This is a genomic window from Streptomyces sp. TRM70350, assembly GCF_019219825.1.
Taxonomy (GTDB): domain Bacteria; phylum Actinomycetota; class Actinomycetes; order Streptomycetales; family Streptomycetaceae; genus Streptomyces.
Genome location: NZ_JAHUXH010000025.1, coordinates 42,042 through 57,889 on the forward strand (window position 1 = coordinate 42,042; position 15,848 = coordinate 57,889).

10 protein-coding genes and 2 pseudogenes are annotated in these 15,848 nt (G+C 73.4%); 8 read left to right on the forward strand and 4 right to left on the reverse strand.

The window, feature by feature from the left end; genetic code table 11:
* Positions 1 to 6: 6 nt before the first annotated feature.
* Entirely contained in the window at positions 7 to 1,422 is a 1,416-nt protein-coding gene (locus KWI83_RS28760) for a HAMP domain-containing sensor histidine kinase (RefSeq protein ID WP_218517312.1), read from the forward strand.
* Here the strand turns inward: KWI83_RS28760 and KWI83_RS28765 are convergent.
* Positions 1,401 to 2,399, reverse strand: coding sequence for a TAXI family TRAP transporter solute-binding subunit (locus tag KWI83_RS28765; RefSeq protein WP_218517313.1), 999 nt, complete (start codon positions 2,397 to 2,399; stop codon positions 1,401 to 1,403). The genes KWI83_RS28760 and KWI83_RS28765 overlap by 22 nt on opposite strands.
* Before the next feature lie 85 nt (positions 2,400 to 2,484).
* Here KWI83_RS28765 and KWI83_RS28770 point away from each other — a divergent pair, with 85 nt between their 5' ends.
* On the forward strand, positions 2,485 to 2,889 hold the full coding sequence (locus tag KWI83_RS28770) for a MazG nucleotide pyrophosphohydrolase domain-containing protein (RefSeq protein ID WP_218517314.1): 405 nt from the start codon (positions 2,485 to 2,487) through the stop codon (positions 2,887 to 2,889).
* Positions 2,890 to 3,002: 113 nt separating this feature from the next.
* Here KWI83_RS28770 and KWI83_RS28775 read toward each other — a convergent pair whose 3' ends face one another.
* From KWI83_RS28775 to KWI83_RS28785, 3 genes are all read right to left on the reverse strand, one after another.
* Entirely contained in the window at positions 3,003 to 4,316 is a 1,314-nt protein-coding gene (locus tag KWI83_RS28775; RefSeq protein WP_218517354.1) for a hypothetical protein, read from the reverse strand.
* Between the two features lie 424 nt (positions 4,317 to 4,740).
* Positions 4,741 to 5,976, reverse strand: a complete 1,236-nt coding sequence (locus KWI83_RS28780; RefSeq protein ID WP_308122235.1) for a cation:proton antiporter — start codon at positions 5,974 to 5,976, stop codon at positions 4,741 to 4,743.
* Between the two features lie 4 nt (positions 5,977 to 5,980).
* On the reverse strand, positions 5,981 to 6,466 hold the full coding sequence (locus tag KWI83_RS28785) for a TrkA C-terminal domain-containing protein (RefSeq protein WP_218517315.1): 486 nt from the start codon (positions 6,464 to 6,466) through the stop codon (positions 5,981 to 5,983).
* Between the two features lie 160 nt (positions 6,467 to 6,626).
* Between KWI83_RS28785 and KWI83_RS28790 the strand changes: the two are divergent.
* The 6 genes and pseudogenes from KWI83_RS28790 to KWI83_RS28815 form a co-directional block, all read left to right on the forward strand.
* Positions 6,627 to 7,464: pseudogene (locus tag KWI83_RS28790) on the forward strand (sensor histidine kinase); the annotation flags it as partial.
* Positions 7,464 to 7,841: pseudogene (locus KWI83_RS28795) on the forward strand (response regulator transcription factor); the annotation flags it as partial. The pseudogenes KWI83_RS28790 and KWI83_RS28795, both read left to right, overlap by 1 nt.
* A gap of 263 nt (positions 7,842 to 8,104) precedes the next feature.
* Entirely contained in the window at positions 8,105 to 9,958 is a 1,854-nt protein-coding gene (locus tag KWI83_RS28800; RefSeq protein WP_218517316.1) for an AfsR/SARP family transcriptional regulator, read from the forward strand.
* Complete coding sequence (locus KWI83_RS28805) at positions 9,951 to 12,272, forward strand: TOMM precursor leader peptide-binding protein (protein WP_218517317.1); 2,322 nt, start codon at positions 9,951 to 9,953, stop codon at positions 12,270 to 12,272. The genes KWI83_RS28800 and KWI83_RS28805 overlap by 8 nt, the downstream gene beginning before the upstream one ends.
* Positions 12,262 to 14,220 (forward strand): TOMM precursor leader peptide-binding protein, encoded by a 1,959-nt coding sequence (locus KWI83_RS28810; protein WP_218517318.1) that lies wholly within the window; start codon positions 12,262 to 12,264, stop codon positions 14,218 to 14,220. Before KWI83_RS28805 ends, KWI83_RS28810 begins: the two co-directional genes overlap by 11 nt.
* A 37-nt stretch (positions 14,221 to 14,257) precedes the next feature.
* The gene (locus KWI83_RS28815; RefSeq protein WP_218517319.1) at positions 14,258 to 15,832 is read left to right on the forward strand and encodes a SagB family peptide dehydrogenase; all 1,575 of its coding nucleotides are present in this window, start codon (positions 14,258 to 14,260) and stop codon (positions 15,830 to 15,832) included.
* Positions 15,833 to 15,848: the final 16 nt, after the last annotated feature.

The window sequence follows — 15,848 nt, forward strand, 5'->3', positions numbered from 1 at the left end:
GGCAGGGTGCGCACACGTCTCCTGCCGCTGCTGATCGTCCTGATGGCGGCCGTTCTGCTGGCGCTCGGCATCCCGCTCGCCATCAGCGTGGCCGCGGCCCAGCAGCAGAAGGTGGTCGTCGACCGGATCGACGACACCGCCTTCTTCGCGGCCCTCGCCCAGTTCGTCAACGCCCCGCCCGCCCCTCCGGGAAGGCGCCTGGAGACGCTGAGCCGCGAACTCGACAGCTACTACGACGTCTACGGCATCCGCGTCGGCGTCTTCTACGCCGACGGCACCTCCATGGCTCACGCGCCCGCGGAGTGGTTCCTCCCCCGCGAGGGTGAGGTGCGCGAAGCCTTCGACGAGGCGCTGCTCAGCCGCCGCAGCGACGACCCCGAGCAGGTGTGGCCCTGGCAGGACCGTCGGCTCGTCGTGGCCTCGCCGGTCATACGGGACGGCGATGTCGTCGCGGCCGTGGTGACCGACTCGCCCACCGGGCAGATGCGTTCGCGGACCCTGTACGGCTGGCTGGTCATCGCCGTCGGCGAGACGGCCGCCATGCTGCTGGCCGTCGGCGCCGCGCTGCGGCTGACCGGCTGGGTGCTCAGACCCGTACGCGTCCTGGACGCCACGACGCACGAGATCGCCACCGGACGTCTGAAGTCCCGGGTCGCGGTGGCGAGCGGGCCGCCGGAACTGCGTCGCCTCGCTCGATCGTTCAACGAAATGGTGGACAACGTCGAGGAGGTCCTGGAGCAGCAGCGTGCCTTCGTCGCCGACGCCTCGCACCAGTTGCGCAACCCGCTCGCCGCGCTGCTGCTGCGCATCGAACTGCTCGCCCTCGAACTGCCCGAGGGCAACAAGGAGATCGCCTCCGTCCAGACCGAGGGCAAGCGCCTGGCGCGGGTCCTGGACGACCTGCTCGACCTGGCGCTCGCCGAGCACGCCGAGGCCGACCTCCGACTCGCCGACATCGGCGCGCTGACCGCCGAGCGGGTCGCCGCCTGGGCGCCGACCGCCGAGGCCAAGGGCGTACGGCTGGTGGAGAACTGCCCGCCGACGACCGCCTGGGCCGACCCGGTCACCCTGTCCAGCGCGCTGGACGCGGTGATCGACAACGCGGTGAAGTTCACGCCCGAGGGCGAGTGCGTCGAGATCACCGTCGCCTCCAACGGCGGCACCTCGACCATCGTGGTCGCCGACCGAGGGCCCGGCCTGACCGACGAGGAGCTCACCCGTGTGGGCGACCGCTTCTGGCGCAGCGGACGGCACCAGAACGTGAAGGGCTCCGGGCTCGGGCTGTCCATCACGCGCGCGTTGCTCGCGGCGGCCGGTGGCTCGATCGCGTACGAGCATCATGAACCGCACGGGCTCAAGGTGACGTTGACCGTGCCCCGCAACGGCGCCCCACAACGGCCCTACGGCTTGACCGAGCGGTAGTAGCGCCGGGCGCCCTCGTGCAGGGGCAGCGGGTCGGTGTAGATCGCCGTGCGCAGATCGACCAGCTGGGCGGAGTGGACGTGCGCGCCGATGCGATCGCGGCTCTTGAGTACCGTACGGGTCACCCACTCGGTGAGCTCGGGATCCATGTCCTCGCGGGTGATCAGTACGTTGGACACCGCCATCGTGGGCACGGTGGCGCCGTCCGGGGCCCCGTACGCCGACTCGGGCATGTTGGTCACGCGGTAGTAGTGGGTGGCCGCCCCACCCTGGCGGTGCAGCTCGGCGACGAAGTCCTCGTCGATCGGCACGAACTTGAACTCGAACGTCCGGGCCAGCTGCAGCAGGCCGTCCGTGGGCAGCCCGCCGGACCAGAAGAAGGCCTCGATCTCGCCCCGCCTGAGCCGGGCCGGGCCGGTGTCGATGCCGTCGGACAGCGGCGTGATGTCCTGCTGCGCGTCGATCCCGGCCGTCTTCAGCACCCGGGTGACGATCAGCCGCACGCCCGAGTGCGGCAGCCCTATGGCGACCCGCCTGCCGCGCAGGTCCGCGACCGAGTCGATGTCCGAGTCGCGCGGGACCACGAGATGCACATAGTCGTCGTACAGCCGTGCGACCCCGCGCAGCCGGTCCGCGCCGGGGCCCTTGTTCACCTCGTACGTCTCCACCGCGTCCGCCGCGGCGATGGTGAAGTCGGCCTCGCCGGTCGCCACGCGCGCGACGTTCTCCTGCGAGCCGTCACTGGTCAGCAGCCGCACCTTGAGGTTCGGCATGTCCTTGGACAGCTCGGTGCGCAGCAGGGTGCCGTACTCCTGGTAGACACCACGCGGCGTGCCGGTGCTGAACGTGATCGTTCCGCTCGGCGGCTCCTCGCCCAGCGGCAGCAGCCACCACAGCAGCAGGCCGAGGGCGACGACGCCGGCGGCCGCGCCCTGCAGGGCCCGGCGGGTGCCGATACGGGGGAACGCTGTGGACATGCGCGCGATCCTGCCAGCCGGTACGGCTGCTGACCAGGGCGGGAATCACAGGGCACTGTCAGTGGGGGCCGTTAGTGTGCGACGCATGAGTTCTTCGCCCGCCGATCTCGTCCGTGAATTCCACCTCGCCTTCGGCCTCGACGCCCGCAGCACTCCGACTCGGGTCTCGCCGGAGCTGGCCGCGCACCGCGCCGAGCTGCTGGCCGAGGAGGCCGCGGAGGTCGCCGAGGTGTCGGTGACCGGCCCCCTCGACAAGCTGGCGCACGAGCTGGCCGACGTCGTCTACGTGGCGTACGGCACGGCTCTGGTGCACGGCATCGACCTGGACGCGGTCATAGCGGAGATCCACCGCTCCAACATGACCAAGCTGGGCCCCGACGGCCAGGTGAGGCGCCGCGCCGACGGCAAGGTCCTCAAGGGCGAGCACTACGAGGCACCGGACGTGTCGGCGGTGCTGCGCAAGCAGGGGTGGCGGCCCGATGGGGGGTGAGGCGGTCGTACGGCGGGCAGGGCGCCGGCGCGGATCGTACGACGGGCTGGGGCGCAGCACGGCGGCCCGGCTCGCGTCTCCCCGTGCGAGCCGAACCGCCGGACCTGCCGCCGCTACGCCATGTCGCTGCCCGCGAGCTTCCATTCCCGGTGCAGGGCGCCCAGCGGGACGCTGTGCCGGAACACGGGTGTGTCGAAGACCGACAGCTGGATGCGCAGGGTGCCGGTGAGGTCGACACCGCCGTACAGGCTCCAGACGGCGGGTGTGCCGGCGGTGGCCGTGGCCTCGCCGCGGAGGTACGGCGCCAGGTCGGCGGCGACGCCCACGGTGCCGTAGAGACCGACGGATGCCTGGGCGCCGAGGGTCGCCTTCACGTTCCCGGCGGTGGTCAGGGCCGTGCGGACCGGCGTGCTGGTCATCTCGGACTCGCTGACCGGCGTCCACCCCTGGGCGAGGCCGAAGGTGCCGCCCGCCCTGAAGTCGCCCTTCAGGCTCTGCTCGACGTCGGCGGTGATCCGGCCGTCGCCGCTGAGCTGGAGATAGCAGGTCAGGTCGAGGTTCACCACGACGGGGACGGGGCCGACCTGGAGCACCGGGTCGGCGTGCAGCTTCGCGAACGGGATGCGCAGCGGCGTGTCGGAGAGGGCCGCGCGGCCCCGCAGGGCCCAGCCCGAGGGCCAGTCGCCGGACACGCCGAGGTACGCGGAGGCCGGGGTGGCGCCGGTGCCCTGGCCGCCGTACCGGAAGTCGACCTGCGGGGCGACCTGGACGTGACCGGAGACGGACGCCGCGGCCGACGCCGGTGAGCCCTCGACGGCGGGCAGTTCGGCCCGTACGTCGAGGCGCAGGCTGCCGAGCGGGACCGTGCCGCCCTCGGGGCCGATGTGGACGTCACCGGCCTCGGACCAGGAGACGTCGACATCGGGGAGGAGCTTGTCGATGTCGAAGGCGGCGGGGTCGACCGGGACGGAGCCGCGGGCGGTGTCGTCGCCGAGCAGGGCGTTGAGCGTGGCGGGCTCGGTCCGCACCTCGGTGCCCTCGTCGGTCTCGCCGATGACCTCGGTGACCTTGACGAGGAGTCCGTCCGGGGCGCCGGGCGCGGGGGCGCTGGCGATCACGTCACCGACGGCGGGGCTGGGGGACGGGGACGGGCCGGAACTAGGCTTCGCCGGCGGGGAGATGACGGCGCGTCGGGTCCGGCTGTCGTAGGAGTCGACGGTGAGGGCGGTCTCACGGGCCTCCGCCTGCTCACCGGGCGGGCCCGGGGTGGCGGTGGCGGTCGGGGCGTCGGCGGGGGCGGCCGCCACGGCGAGCGGCTCGCTGTCCCCGGCGGGCTCGGCCTGGTCGGCACGGGCCTGGCGGGTCTGCTCGACGGCCGCGCGGCCGTCCTCCTGCGGCGGCGCGGAGCAGCCCGCGGCGAGCAGCAGGGCGGCTGCGGATAAGGGGTCCTTGCACTATGAGCGTCCGATCAGGTCGCGTGGTCTGGTGCCGTGCATCGCAAGGCGCCGGAGCGCCCTGGTAGCGGAGCTACCTGGGCGTTTCGGCGACGCGGCGAGGTGCGGTGCCAGGCCGCGCGACCCGGGCGGGCATAGTGCAAGGACCCCTAAGACGGGCAGGAGGGTACGCGTGTGGCGCTTGCGTCTGCGCAAGGTGAGTCCTGGGGGTGGGGGGTGACATGAGGGATCCGGCGGGGAGATTTCCTACCCGTCGGTAACCGCGCATGAGCATGCCACGGCCAGCCGACCGGAGCTCCACATTCCGGCCGCATCTCCGAGTGACGTGGGCCACTGACCCGGGTCTGGGGGCAGCCGCCTGGACCACCGTCGGCGGCGCCCCCACCCGACGGACGACTCAGTCCCCCACCGGCGCCTCCGTCTTGACGTCCTCCTCCCTGGCGTCCTCCTCCCGGCGTACCGGCCCGGACACCCCCTTGGAGCGGCGCAGCCAGCGCATCGCGAGCGGCTCGGTGTAGCGGGCCGTGAGGGGGCCGAGGATGACCAGGATCAGGACGTACGCGGTGGCCAGCGGGCCCAGGGACGGTTCGATGCCGGCCGTCACCGCCAGGCCCGCGATCACGATCGAGAACTCGCCGCGGGCCACCAGCGCGCCGCCCGTGCGCCAGCGGCCCTTGACGGAGATACCGGCGCGCCGGGCCGCCCAGTAGCCGGTGGCGATCTTGGTCAGGGCGGTGACGACGGCCAGGGCGAGAGCGGGCAGCAGCACCGGCGGGATGCTCGCGGGGTCGGTGTGCAGGCCGAAGAAGACGAAGAAGACCGCGGCGAACAGGTCGCGCAACGGGCTCAGCAGAGTGTGCGCGCCCTCCGCGACCTCCCCGGACAGCGCGATGCCGACCAGGAACGCGCCCACCGCCGCCGACACCTGCAGCTGCTGGGCGATGCCCGCGACCAGGATCGTCAGTCCGAGGACGACCAGCAGCAGCTTCTCCGGGTCGTCGCTGGAGACGAACCGCGAGATGACCCGGCCGTAGCGCACGGCCGCGAACAGGACCAGCCCCGCCACGCCCAGCGCGATCGCCAGCGTCACACTCCCCGCCGCGAGACCGACCCCGGCGACCAGCGCGGTGACGATGGGCAGGTACACGGCCATCGCCAGGTCCTCCAGGACCAGCACGCTGAGGATCACCGGCGTCTCGCGGTTGCCGATCCGGCCCAGTTCGCCGAGCACCTTGGCGATGACACCGGAGGACGAGATCCAGGTGACGCCCGCCAGGACCACGGCGGCCACCGGACCCCAGCCCAGCAGCAGCGCGACCGCCGCGCCCGGCAGGGCGTTGAGCGCGCAGTCGACCAGGCCCGCCGGGTAGTGGGCCTTGAGGTTGGTGACGAGGTCGCTGGCCGTGTACTCCAGGCCGAGCATCAACAGCAGCAGGATGACGCCGATCTCGGCGCCGATCGCCACGAACTCCTCGCTCGCCCCGAGCGGCAGCAGACCGCCCTCGCCGAAGGCCAGCCCGGCGAGCAGATAGAGGGGGATGGGGGAGAAACCCAGCCGGCCGGCCACCCGGCCGAGCAGGCCGAGACCGAGCAGAATCGAACCGAACTCGATCAACAGGACCGCGGAATGCACCGGCTCACTCCCGCCCGAGTATCGCCGCGGCGGCGTCGACGCCCTCGCGGGTGCCGATGACGATCAGCGTGTCACCGCCCGCGAGCCGGAAGTCCGGCGCCGGGGACGGGATCGCGTCGGCCCGCCGCAGCACGGCCACGACGGACGCGCCGGTCTCGGTGCGCATCCGGGTGTCGCCGAGGACGCGGCCGTTCCAGCGAGAGGTCCCGCCGACCTCGATCCGCTCGGCCACCAGCCCGAGGTCCGTGGTGGAGAGCAGGCTGTGGCTGTGGTGCGACGGCTGCAGCGCGTCGATCAGCGCACCGGCCTCCGGGGCGGTCAGGTGCAGGGAGTGGGCACAGGAGTCCGGGTCGTCGGCCCGGTAGACGTTGACCGTCCGGGTGCCGTCGCGGTGCGCCACCACGGACAGATGGCGGTGTTCCCGGGTGACCAGGTCGTACTGGACCCCGATGCCCGGTAGCGGCGTCGCCCTCAGGCGTGGAGCAGACACGTTTCCTCCCCTTGCTGATCGTCCTGCTTGCTGATTGCTGTGGTGATCGTCCGGCCGGTCGCCCCGGCGGCCCGTGGCCCCGCCATGCTGCCATCCGTCCGTACGGTGGCGGCACGTGTGTCATGACGGATGGACGCGGCGGGCGGAGAACGGAGAGGTCGTCAGGGCTGTGACCCCGGTGCCGCTGGGCGAGGCGATGGTCGTCGTCGGCGGCCTCGCGGCGCTGCTCGCGGTCGACGCGGCCGTCCCGCGCGTCGGTCTCGCCCCGCCGGGCCGTCTGGGCCGGGCATGGCCACCGCCGATCTGCTGCGGTCCCCTGGCGTCCGCGCCGAGGTCGCCGGGCCCGTGGAGACGGCGGCGCGCTCATCACGACGTACGACACGATGCGGGACCGTCTGGAGACCGAACGCGCCACCAGTGCGGCCCGTGTTCTGTCCGCCCAGGAGCGGGAACGTCACCGCGTCGCGCGCGAACTCCACGACGAGGTCGGGCAGACCTTGACCGCCGTTCTGCTTCAGCTCAAGCGGCTCGCCGACCGGGCGCCCGAGGAGTTGCGGGAGGAGGTCGGGCAGGCGCAGGACGCGACCCGGGCCGGTCTCGACGAGATCCGCCGCATCGCACGCCGGTTGCGGCCGGGAGTGCTGGCGGAGGTGGGGCCGGCCAGTGCGCTGCGGGCGCTGGTCGGCGAGTTCACCGCGCACGGCCTGACGGTGCGGCACGACGTGCACGGTGAGCACCGGGTAGCCCAGGGGGCTCACCAACACCGCGCGGCACTCCGGTGCCGACCGTGCCGAACTCCGGTTCGGGCCGGTCGGGCGGGCGTCGAGCTGCTCGTCCGCGACCACGGCAAGGGGCTCGGTGCGGCGCCGGAAGGGGCCGGGATCGGCGGGACGCGGGAGCGGGCACTGCTGGTCGGGGCGGTGCTCAGGCGAAGTCCGGCGCCGGAGCGGGGCACGGACGTACGGCTGCGCACACCCCTCACGGGCGGGGCCCGTTGATGTCGGCACCGCTACGCGTACTGCTCGCGGACGACCACACGCTCGTACGGCGTGGCGTACGGCTCGTCCTCGACGGCGAACCGGATCTGACGGTCGTCGCCGAGGCGGGGGACGGCGCCGAGGCGGGGGACGGCGCCGAGGCGGGGGACGGCGCCGAGGCGGTCGCGCTCGCCCGGGCGGGCGGGGTGGACCTGGCCGTGCTGGATGTGGCGATGCCCCGGACGACCGGGCTGCAGGCGGCCCGCGAACTGTCGCGGCGACTGCCCGGCCTGCGCATCCTGATGCTGACGATGTACGACAACGAGCAGTACTTCTTCGAGGCCCTCAGAGCTCACGCGGTACGCGATCCGGGCGGGGCTGGTCGGGCCCTGAAAGCGACGGACGTCGGAAAGGCGGGCGTGGCACGATCCTGCAGCCCGTTTTTCAGCAACCTGACACTGATGTGCCCCCTGGTGCGGCTTCGGCGCTGGCATCGTCTGAATGGCTGAAAGTCATCCGGTGAGGAGCCGCATTCATGGGGGAAACGGTGATCAGGAGTCTGCCCGGAAACACCGGTAACAGGGGCCTGTCCGGTAAGAAGTCGTCCATCGCTACGCGCGTCAACGTCACGCTGGTCAACGGCTGGGACTAGGCAGACGTCATGCGGTTTCGCATCCTTGGGCCGCTGAGCATCACGGACGGTTCCGACTCCGCCGTGTTGCCGCCCTCCAAGCCGACCATTCTGCTGGCAGTGCTGCTGCTCCACGCCAACACCGTGGTCTCCGCCGAGTACCTGCAGCGGAGCATCTGGGGAGAGGAGCAGCCGGCCACGGCCAAGGCCGCTCTCCAGACCTGCGTACTGCGGCTGCGGCAGCTCTTCACCCGGCATGGGGTGACCGAGACGCCCGTGGAGGCGGTGCCCGGCGGTTACCGGATCACTGCCGGGCCGCGTGCCCTGGATCTGATCGCGTTCCGCGAGCAGGTGGCGCGGGCCGGAGAGGCGGGGCACGATCCGGAGGCGGAACTCCAGCTGCTCAAAGGCGCGTTGGCGCTGTGGCAGGGCCCGCTGCTGGCCAACGTCCGCTCGGACGTGCTGCACCGGGACGAGGTGCCCCGGCTGGCGGAGGAACGGCTGCGGACCGTGGAGCGCCTGTGCGATCTGCGGTTACGGCTGGGGCACTGCGGCGAGGCGCTCGTGGAGCTGTGGGGCCTGACCAGGGAGCATCCCGGCCATGAGCGGTTCCGGGAGCAACTCATCGAGGCCCTCTACCGTACGGGTCGGCAGGCCGAGGCACTGGCCGAGTACCGCCGCATCAAGGAATACCTGGACGACGAACTGGGCGTGGAGCCCTCGCCGGCGCTGCAGCGACTGGAGCTGGCCATCCTGCGGGGCGAGGACCTGGCAGCAGCGGCCGGGCAACGCCGACCGGAACAGCGGGCGACCGCACCGCCCCCGGTGTCCGCGGGACCGTCGCTGGTGGTCCCGGTTCCCGGCGTGCCGTCGTTCACCGGCCGGGCGGCCGAGGTCTCCGCCATGGTGGCCCGGCTCACCGCGTCGGAGGGCGGCGACGGCGAACCCGTGACCGTGCTGGTGTCCGGCGCGCCGGGCATCGGCAAGTCGGCTCTCGCCCACCACGTCGCCCACCTCGTGCGGGACAGTTTCCCGGCCGGCCGACTGCTGGTGCGGATGGTCCGGCCGGACGGCGTTCCGCGCGGCGCGGACGAGGTCGCGGCGGAGCTGGCGGCGGCACTGGACGGCCGTCGGCCCGGTGAGCGGGCCCTCCTCGTCCTCGACGACGTGGTGGACGCCGACCAGGTGCGACCGCTGCTGCCGGCCGGGCCGGGGAGCGCCGCCATCGTCACGAGCCGGATGGGGCTCGCGGGCCTGATCGCCACCCACGGCGGCTGGGTGCACCGGCTGTCCACCTTCGACGCGGAGGACGCGTACCGTCTGCTGCTCGCCGTGCTGGGCGCCGAGCGGGTGGAGGCCGAGCCCGAGGCGGTCCGGCGGCTCGCCGCGGCCTGCGGCCACTATCCGCTGGCCCTGCGGATCATGGCGGCCCGGCTGCTGACCCGCCCCGGGCTGGGCCTGTCCGACGGCGTCGACTGGCTGGCAGCCGATCCGCTGGCCCGGCTGTCCCTGGCCGATTCCCCGCGGATGTCCGTCGAGCGTGTGCTCGACGCGGCACTCGACCGGTTGGCTCCCCGGCTCGCGGCGGCCTTCGTGCGGATCGGGAGCCTGCCGCTGAGCACGGTCCGCGCCGAGGACTGCGCGCCGGTGCTCGGGGTGGCCGCCGCCGAGGCCGAGAGCCTGCTGGAGCAGCTCGCCGACGCCGGATTCCTGGAGGAAGGGCCGCCCGGCCCGTACCGGGTGCACGACCTGCTGCGCGTGTACGCACGCCGACTCGCCCCGAACGAAACCGGCCGGACCGAGAGCCCAGACCGACACCTGACCCGACACCCGACGCGACACCGGACAGAACCGGAAAGAGAAGGTGTGATCCTGCATGGCTGACACGGCTGACATCGCTGAAGTGGCTGACACGGTTGGCACTGCTGGCACCGCTGAAGTGGCTGACACGGTTGGCACTGCTGGTGCCGCTGAGACGGCTGACGCGGCCGACCTCGCCGAAGAAGTGACCGATGCGTTCGACGCGTTCGACGCGCTCGCCGGAACCCGGCCCCGCATCCGCCGGGACGTGCTGTTCACCGAGACCCCGGGCGGGGTGCTCTTCCACAACGCAGACGGCGGCTTCCACCTCACGGGCCGCACCGCCTACCGCTTCGCGGCCCTCATGGTCCCGCACCTCGCCGGGCGGCACCGGCTGGGCGAGATCTGCCAGGGTTTCGGTCCGGCCCAGCGGGCCATGGCCGCCGAACTGGTCCGGACGCTGTACGAGCGGGGTTTCGCCCGCGACATACCCGAGGCCGAGGCCGGTGACGACGAGGGCAGGCATACCGACGTCGAGCGGCGCTTCGGCGCGCAGATCGCCTACATCGACCACTACGTCGACGGCGCGCCCCAGCGGTTCCGTCGCTTCAGGAACACCCCGGTCGCGGTGCTCGGCGACGACGCCGTCGCCCGCTGGTGCGCGCTGAGCCTGGTCCGCAACGGCTCCGCGCGGATCGGTGTCACGGCCGGGTTCCCCGACGTGGAGTCGGAGGCGGAGGAGGCCACCGGAGCCGGTTGCGCGGTGCGGCTCGACCGGATCGCGGCGGGGGCGGTCTGGGCGGACCTCGCGGAGTACGACGTGGTGGTCGTCACCGGCGCGGACGCCGCCGCCCGCGCCCACCGGCTGCTGGCCGACGGCGTGCCCGGCGGCAAGACCCTGATCCCCGCCTGGACCTTCGGCGACCGGGCCGTCACGGGCCCGCTGTCCACCGCCGCCTCCACCGGCTGCCTGAGCTGCGCCGTGCTGCGGCTCGGCGGGAACGTCGACCCCGGCGCGGCGGCCGACCTCTGGAGCGGGGTCGCGGGCGGCACCGTCGCGTCGGCGCCGGACTCCGGCGGGCCGCTGACCGGCCCCATCGCCGCGATGTCGGGCAATCTGCTCGGCTACGAGATCTTCCGTGTCGTCACGGGCGCGCTGCCCGCCGAGACGGACCGTCAGGTCCTCGTCCAGGATCTGGAGTCACTGGACGTCATCGCCGAGCCCGTCCAGCCCCACCCGCGTTGCCGCCGCTGCGCGTCCCTCGCCTGCGAGGCCGGAGAAGCGGCTGCGGAGCTGCCCGGCGGACTCGCGCTGCCGGTCACCCCGACCGTGGACACCGCCCGCGAGGCGCAGGCGCTGGTGGACGAGCTGAACCGGGTCAGCACCGCGCTCGTCCGCCCGTACACCGGCGTCTTCCGCCGTTACGACGACGAGGAGCTGACCCAGACCCCGCTGAAGATCAGCCGGGTCGAGGTCGCCCTCGGCCATGGCGTACCGCGCCGGATCGCCGCCTTCGACGTGCATCACCTCGCGGGAGCGCGGACGCGGGCGCTGTACGCGGCGGCCGAGACGTACGTCGAGCACATGGTGCCCCTGGTGCCGTCGGCGACCCCGACGGCGGCGACGGCCCTCGGCCCCGACGCACTGACGACGGGCGCGGGAACCGGTCGTACGGAAGCGGACGTCACCGCCTGGATCACCGCGACCTCCCTGCTCACCAAGGAACCGGTCCGGGTGCCTGCCGCCGCCGTGCGCACCTTCGGCGCGTACAACCGGGACCGGATGCACCAGGCGACGAGCGCGGGCAGCGGCGCCGGTGGGACGGCTCAGGAGGCGGCGGGGCGCGGTCTGCTCTCGGCGCTGGCCCATGACGCGCTGCTGCGCGCGGTCCGCGGCACCGCCACCACCGCCCCGGTGACCGCCGACGCCGACCCGGAGCTGGTCTTCCTGCTGAAGTCCGCCGGCAATCTGGACATCGAGGCGGAGCTCGTCGACCTCGGCGAGCAAGCGCGATCCTCGGCCCAGGTGGTCCTCGCCCGCGAGCCGGGCGGCCGCTGGGCGGTGGGCGCGGGCCTGTCCCGCCGGTCCGCGGCCTGTGCGGCGCTGCGCGACCTGCTCGGCCAGGCCCAGCTCGCGGCGGAGGACACCGGCGCCCCCGTCGACACCGGTGATCCCCTGGTCCGGGACCTGGCCCCGGCGACGATCGCGGTGACGGGCGGGCGCGTCGTCGCGGAGGCCGAGGCCACCACGTTCGACGCGGTGCTCGACCGCCTGCGCGGCGCCGGGCGGGACGTCCTCCACGTGCCCACCACCCCGGCCGACCTTCCCGCCGGCGGCATCAGCACGGCCCGGATCCTGCTCACCACCGGAGCAGAGGGCGACGCCGATGCCCACTGAGACCACCACCCCGTGGGAGCGGTCCTGCCGGAACCTCGCGGACCTGCTCCACCGTGGCCTCGCCGAACACGGCCTGGCGGCACCACTCGACGTCGGCACGCTGGGTGTCCGGGACGCCTTCGCCGACGAGGAGCCGGACGCCGCGCCCGGCTCGGTACCCGTGCGGCTCTACGGCCGTCACGCCGTGGTCGGCCCCTTTCCCGCCCGCGACGGGAACCGGTCCGGCACCGCGGGGGGATCCGACCGGCCCTGCCCCCGCTGCCTCGCCCGCCGCTGGCAGGCCGTACGGTCCGTCGCGCTGCGGGAGGCACTCGAACTCGGCGCCGGCACCCGGGCCGCGGGTGAGCCGCCGTATCCGACGCCCTTCACGGCGACCGCGCTGGCCGGGCTGGTCGCCGCCCGGCTCGACGGCACGGGGCCGGACACCGGGACGTTTCCCGCCGTCCACCTCGTGGACCTGGGGTCCCTGATGGTGCGTCACTACCCGCTGGTGCCCGACCCGGAGTGCCCGCGCTGCGGCCGGCGCGAGGCGGACACCGCCGAAGCGGCGACGCTCACCCTGCGCCCCGCACCCAAGCACCGGCCCGGAGCCTTCCGGGTCCGCGACATCGGTGACCACGAGCTGCCCGTCGAACCGTTCGCCAACCCGGTGTGCGGAGCCCTCGGCCCCTCCGTGGTCCACGACGTGTCGTCGCTGTCCACGTCCGCCACCATCGGCTGTTTCAGCATGCGGTCGGGGGAGTACCTGCGCGAGACCTTCTGGGGCGGGCACGCCGACACCTTCGCGCGCAGCGAGCGGATCGGCGTACTGGAGGGCCTGGAGCGGTACGCGGGCATGCGCGCGCGGGCCCGGATCCCCGGCGTACGCGACAGCCTGACCGCGCTGCGGGCGCGCGGCGAGCACGCCCTCGACGCCCGCGAGTGCGGTCTGTACTCGCCGGAGTTCCACCGCGCCAACCCGCGGGTCGTGCCCTTCACGCCGGACCGTGAGATCCCCTGGGTGTGGGGGTACTCCCTGCGCGACCACAAGCCGATCCTCGTCCCCGAGGTGCTGACGTACTACCACGCGCCCGGCCTGGAGAACCGCTTCGTGCAGGAGAGCTCCAACGGCTGCGCCACCGGAGGCTGTCTGGAGGAAGCCGTCTACTGGGGCCTGATGGAGGTCGTCGAGCGCGATGCCTTCCTGCTCACCTGGTACGGGCGGGCGGCCCTGCCCGAGATCGACCCGCGCACCAGCCGCCGCCCCGCCACCCGGCAGATGGTCGACCGGCTGGAGATGTACGGCTACGAGGCCCGCTTCTTCGACACCCGGATCACCTTCCCCATCCCTGTCGTCACGGGTGTCGCCGTACGCCCCGACGGCGGCCTCGGCCGGATGTGCTTCGGCGCGGGCGCGGGACTCGACCCGGAGGCGGCGCTGGCCGGCGCGCTGTGCGAGATCGGCACCGACGCCGTCAACCTCCAGGGCCGCACCGAGCGTGACGAGGCCCGGCTGCGCGCCATGGCCACGGACTTCGGCAAGGTCGAGGCACTGCACGACCACCCGCTGGCGTACGGCATCCCGGAGATGGGCGACCACGCCCACTTCCTGATCGGCGCGCCGGGCGCCCCCCGCCCGCCCCTGCACTCCCTGGCCGAGCTCTACGGCAACGGTTCGGTGCCGCCCGTCTCCGACGACCTGCGCGAGGATCTGATGCGCTGTGTCAGGGCGGTCACGGATGCCGGATTCGACGTGATCGTGGTCGACCAGACCATGCCCGAGCAGCGGGACCTGGGGCTGACCACGGTCGGCGTCATCGTTCCCGGGCTGCTGCCCATCGACTTCGGCTGGACGCGGCAGCGCGCGCTGGGCATGCCCCGGCTGCGCACCGCACTGCGCGAGGCCGGACTGCGCGACCGCGACCTGGTGCCCGGCGACCTCAACCCCGCGCCCCACCCCTTCCCGTGACCGCGCGTCCGACCGCACACCGACGAGGAGTTTCCCCATGGGACACGCCCATGACTACGCGGCTGCGATCCTGCAGCGCGGCCGGGTTCCGATGGCACCCGCCGACTTCGTGCCGAACTGGACCGACAGCCCGCGCAAGACCAAGTTCTACCCCGGTGTGGACAACGTGCCGCTGCCGCCCGACGGCGACTGTCCCGCTGAGGCCACCCTGGACCGCGGCCTGTACGACACCCCGGACCGCGACCGCCCGTTCGACCTGGACGCGCTGTCCGGCATGCTGCGCGACTCCTATGGACCGGTCGGCCGCAGGCTCGGCGTGCAGGCCAACACCGACCTGAGCGCGCTGCCCTCCTACCCGCACGCCAACTGGTCGCGCGGCACGGCCTCCGGCGGCGGCCTCTACCCCGTCAGCATCTACTGGATCTCCGGGCCGAGCGGGCCGCTGCCTCCCGGGGTGCACCACTACTCGCCCCGGCACCACGCCATGCGGCGGCTGCTGACCGGCGACGTCTCCGGCGAGGTGCGCGCCGCCCTGGGCGAGGACGCCCCCGGCGCGCCGACCGACCAGTACCTGGTGCTCGGCATCAAGTACTGGCAGAACGCCTTCAAGTACAACAGCTTCTCCTTCCACGCCGTGACCATGGACGTGGGCACCGTCGTGGGGACCTGGCGGATGTGGGCCCGCGCGCGGGGGCTCGGGATCGAACCGGCGCTCTGGTTCGACGAGGCGAGGCTGGCCCGGCTGCTCGGGGTGCGCGGCGAGGACGAGGGGATCTTCGCGGTCGTACCGCTGCGCTGGCAGGGCACACCGGCTGCCTCGGCCCCCGTGGCGGCCTCGGTACGGCACCGGGACGCGGAGCGTTCCCGGACCGTCCTCACCTTCGACGCGGTCCGCCGGATGCAGGACGCCACCTCCCGGGACGCCACCGCACGGCCCGCTCCCGGCGCACTCGCCCGTGCCGCCGCGCCGCCGCCCGACCCGGGCCGGACCCGGGTGCCGCTGCCCGCCGCCCGGCCGCTGGACACCGACGTACGACGGGCCCTGCGCCGGCGCCGCAGCAGCTTCGGCCGGTTCGACGCGAGCCGCCCGGTGACCGGTGACCGGCTGGCCGCCTGCCTGGCCGCGGCGACGGCCGGGGCACGGCTCGGCGGGGACACGGGGGATGTCCGGCTGACCAAGCTGTACGCCTTCGTCAACCACGTCGACGGGCTGGCGCCGGGCGCCTACGCATACGACTCGGACGCGCACGCGCTGCGGCTGGTACGGGAGGGCAGGCCGGGCGCGTTCCTGCAGAAGAACTACTTCCTGTCCAACTACAACCTGGAACAGGCCGGTGCCGTCCTGGTGCCCACGATCCGCACGGGCGCCGTCCTCGACGCCGTCGGCGACCGCGGCTACCGGCTGGTCAACGCCACCGTGGGCGCCGTCTCGCAAGCCGTCTACACCGCGGCGTCCGCCCTGGAGCTCGGCTGCGGCGTGGCGCTGGGCTTCGACAACATCTCGTACATCGAGGAACTCGGCCTGGAGGAGACCGGCGAGGCACCGCTGCTGATCATGATGGTCGGCAACGAGCGGCCCGCCCCGGCCGACTTCCGGTACGAGATCGCCTGAACCGACGAGTACCGGA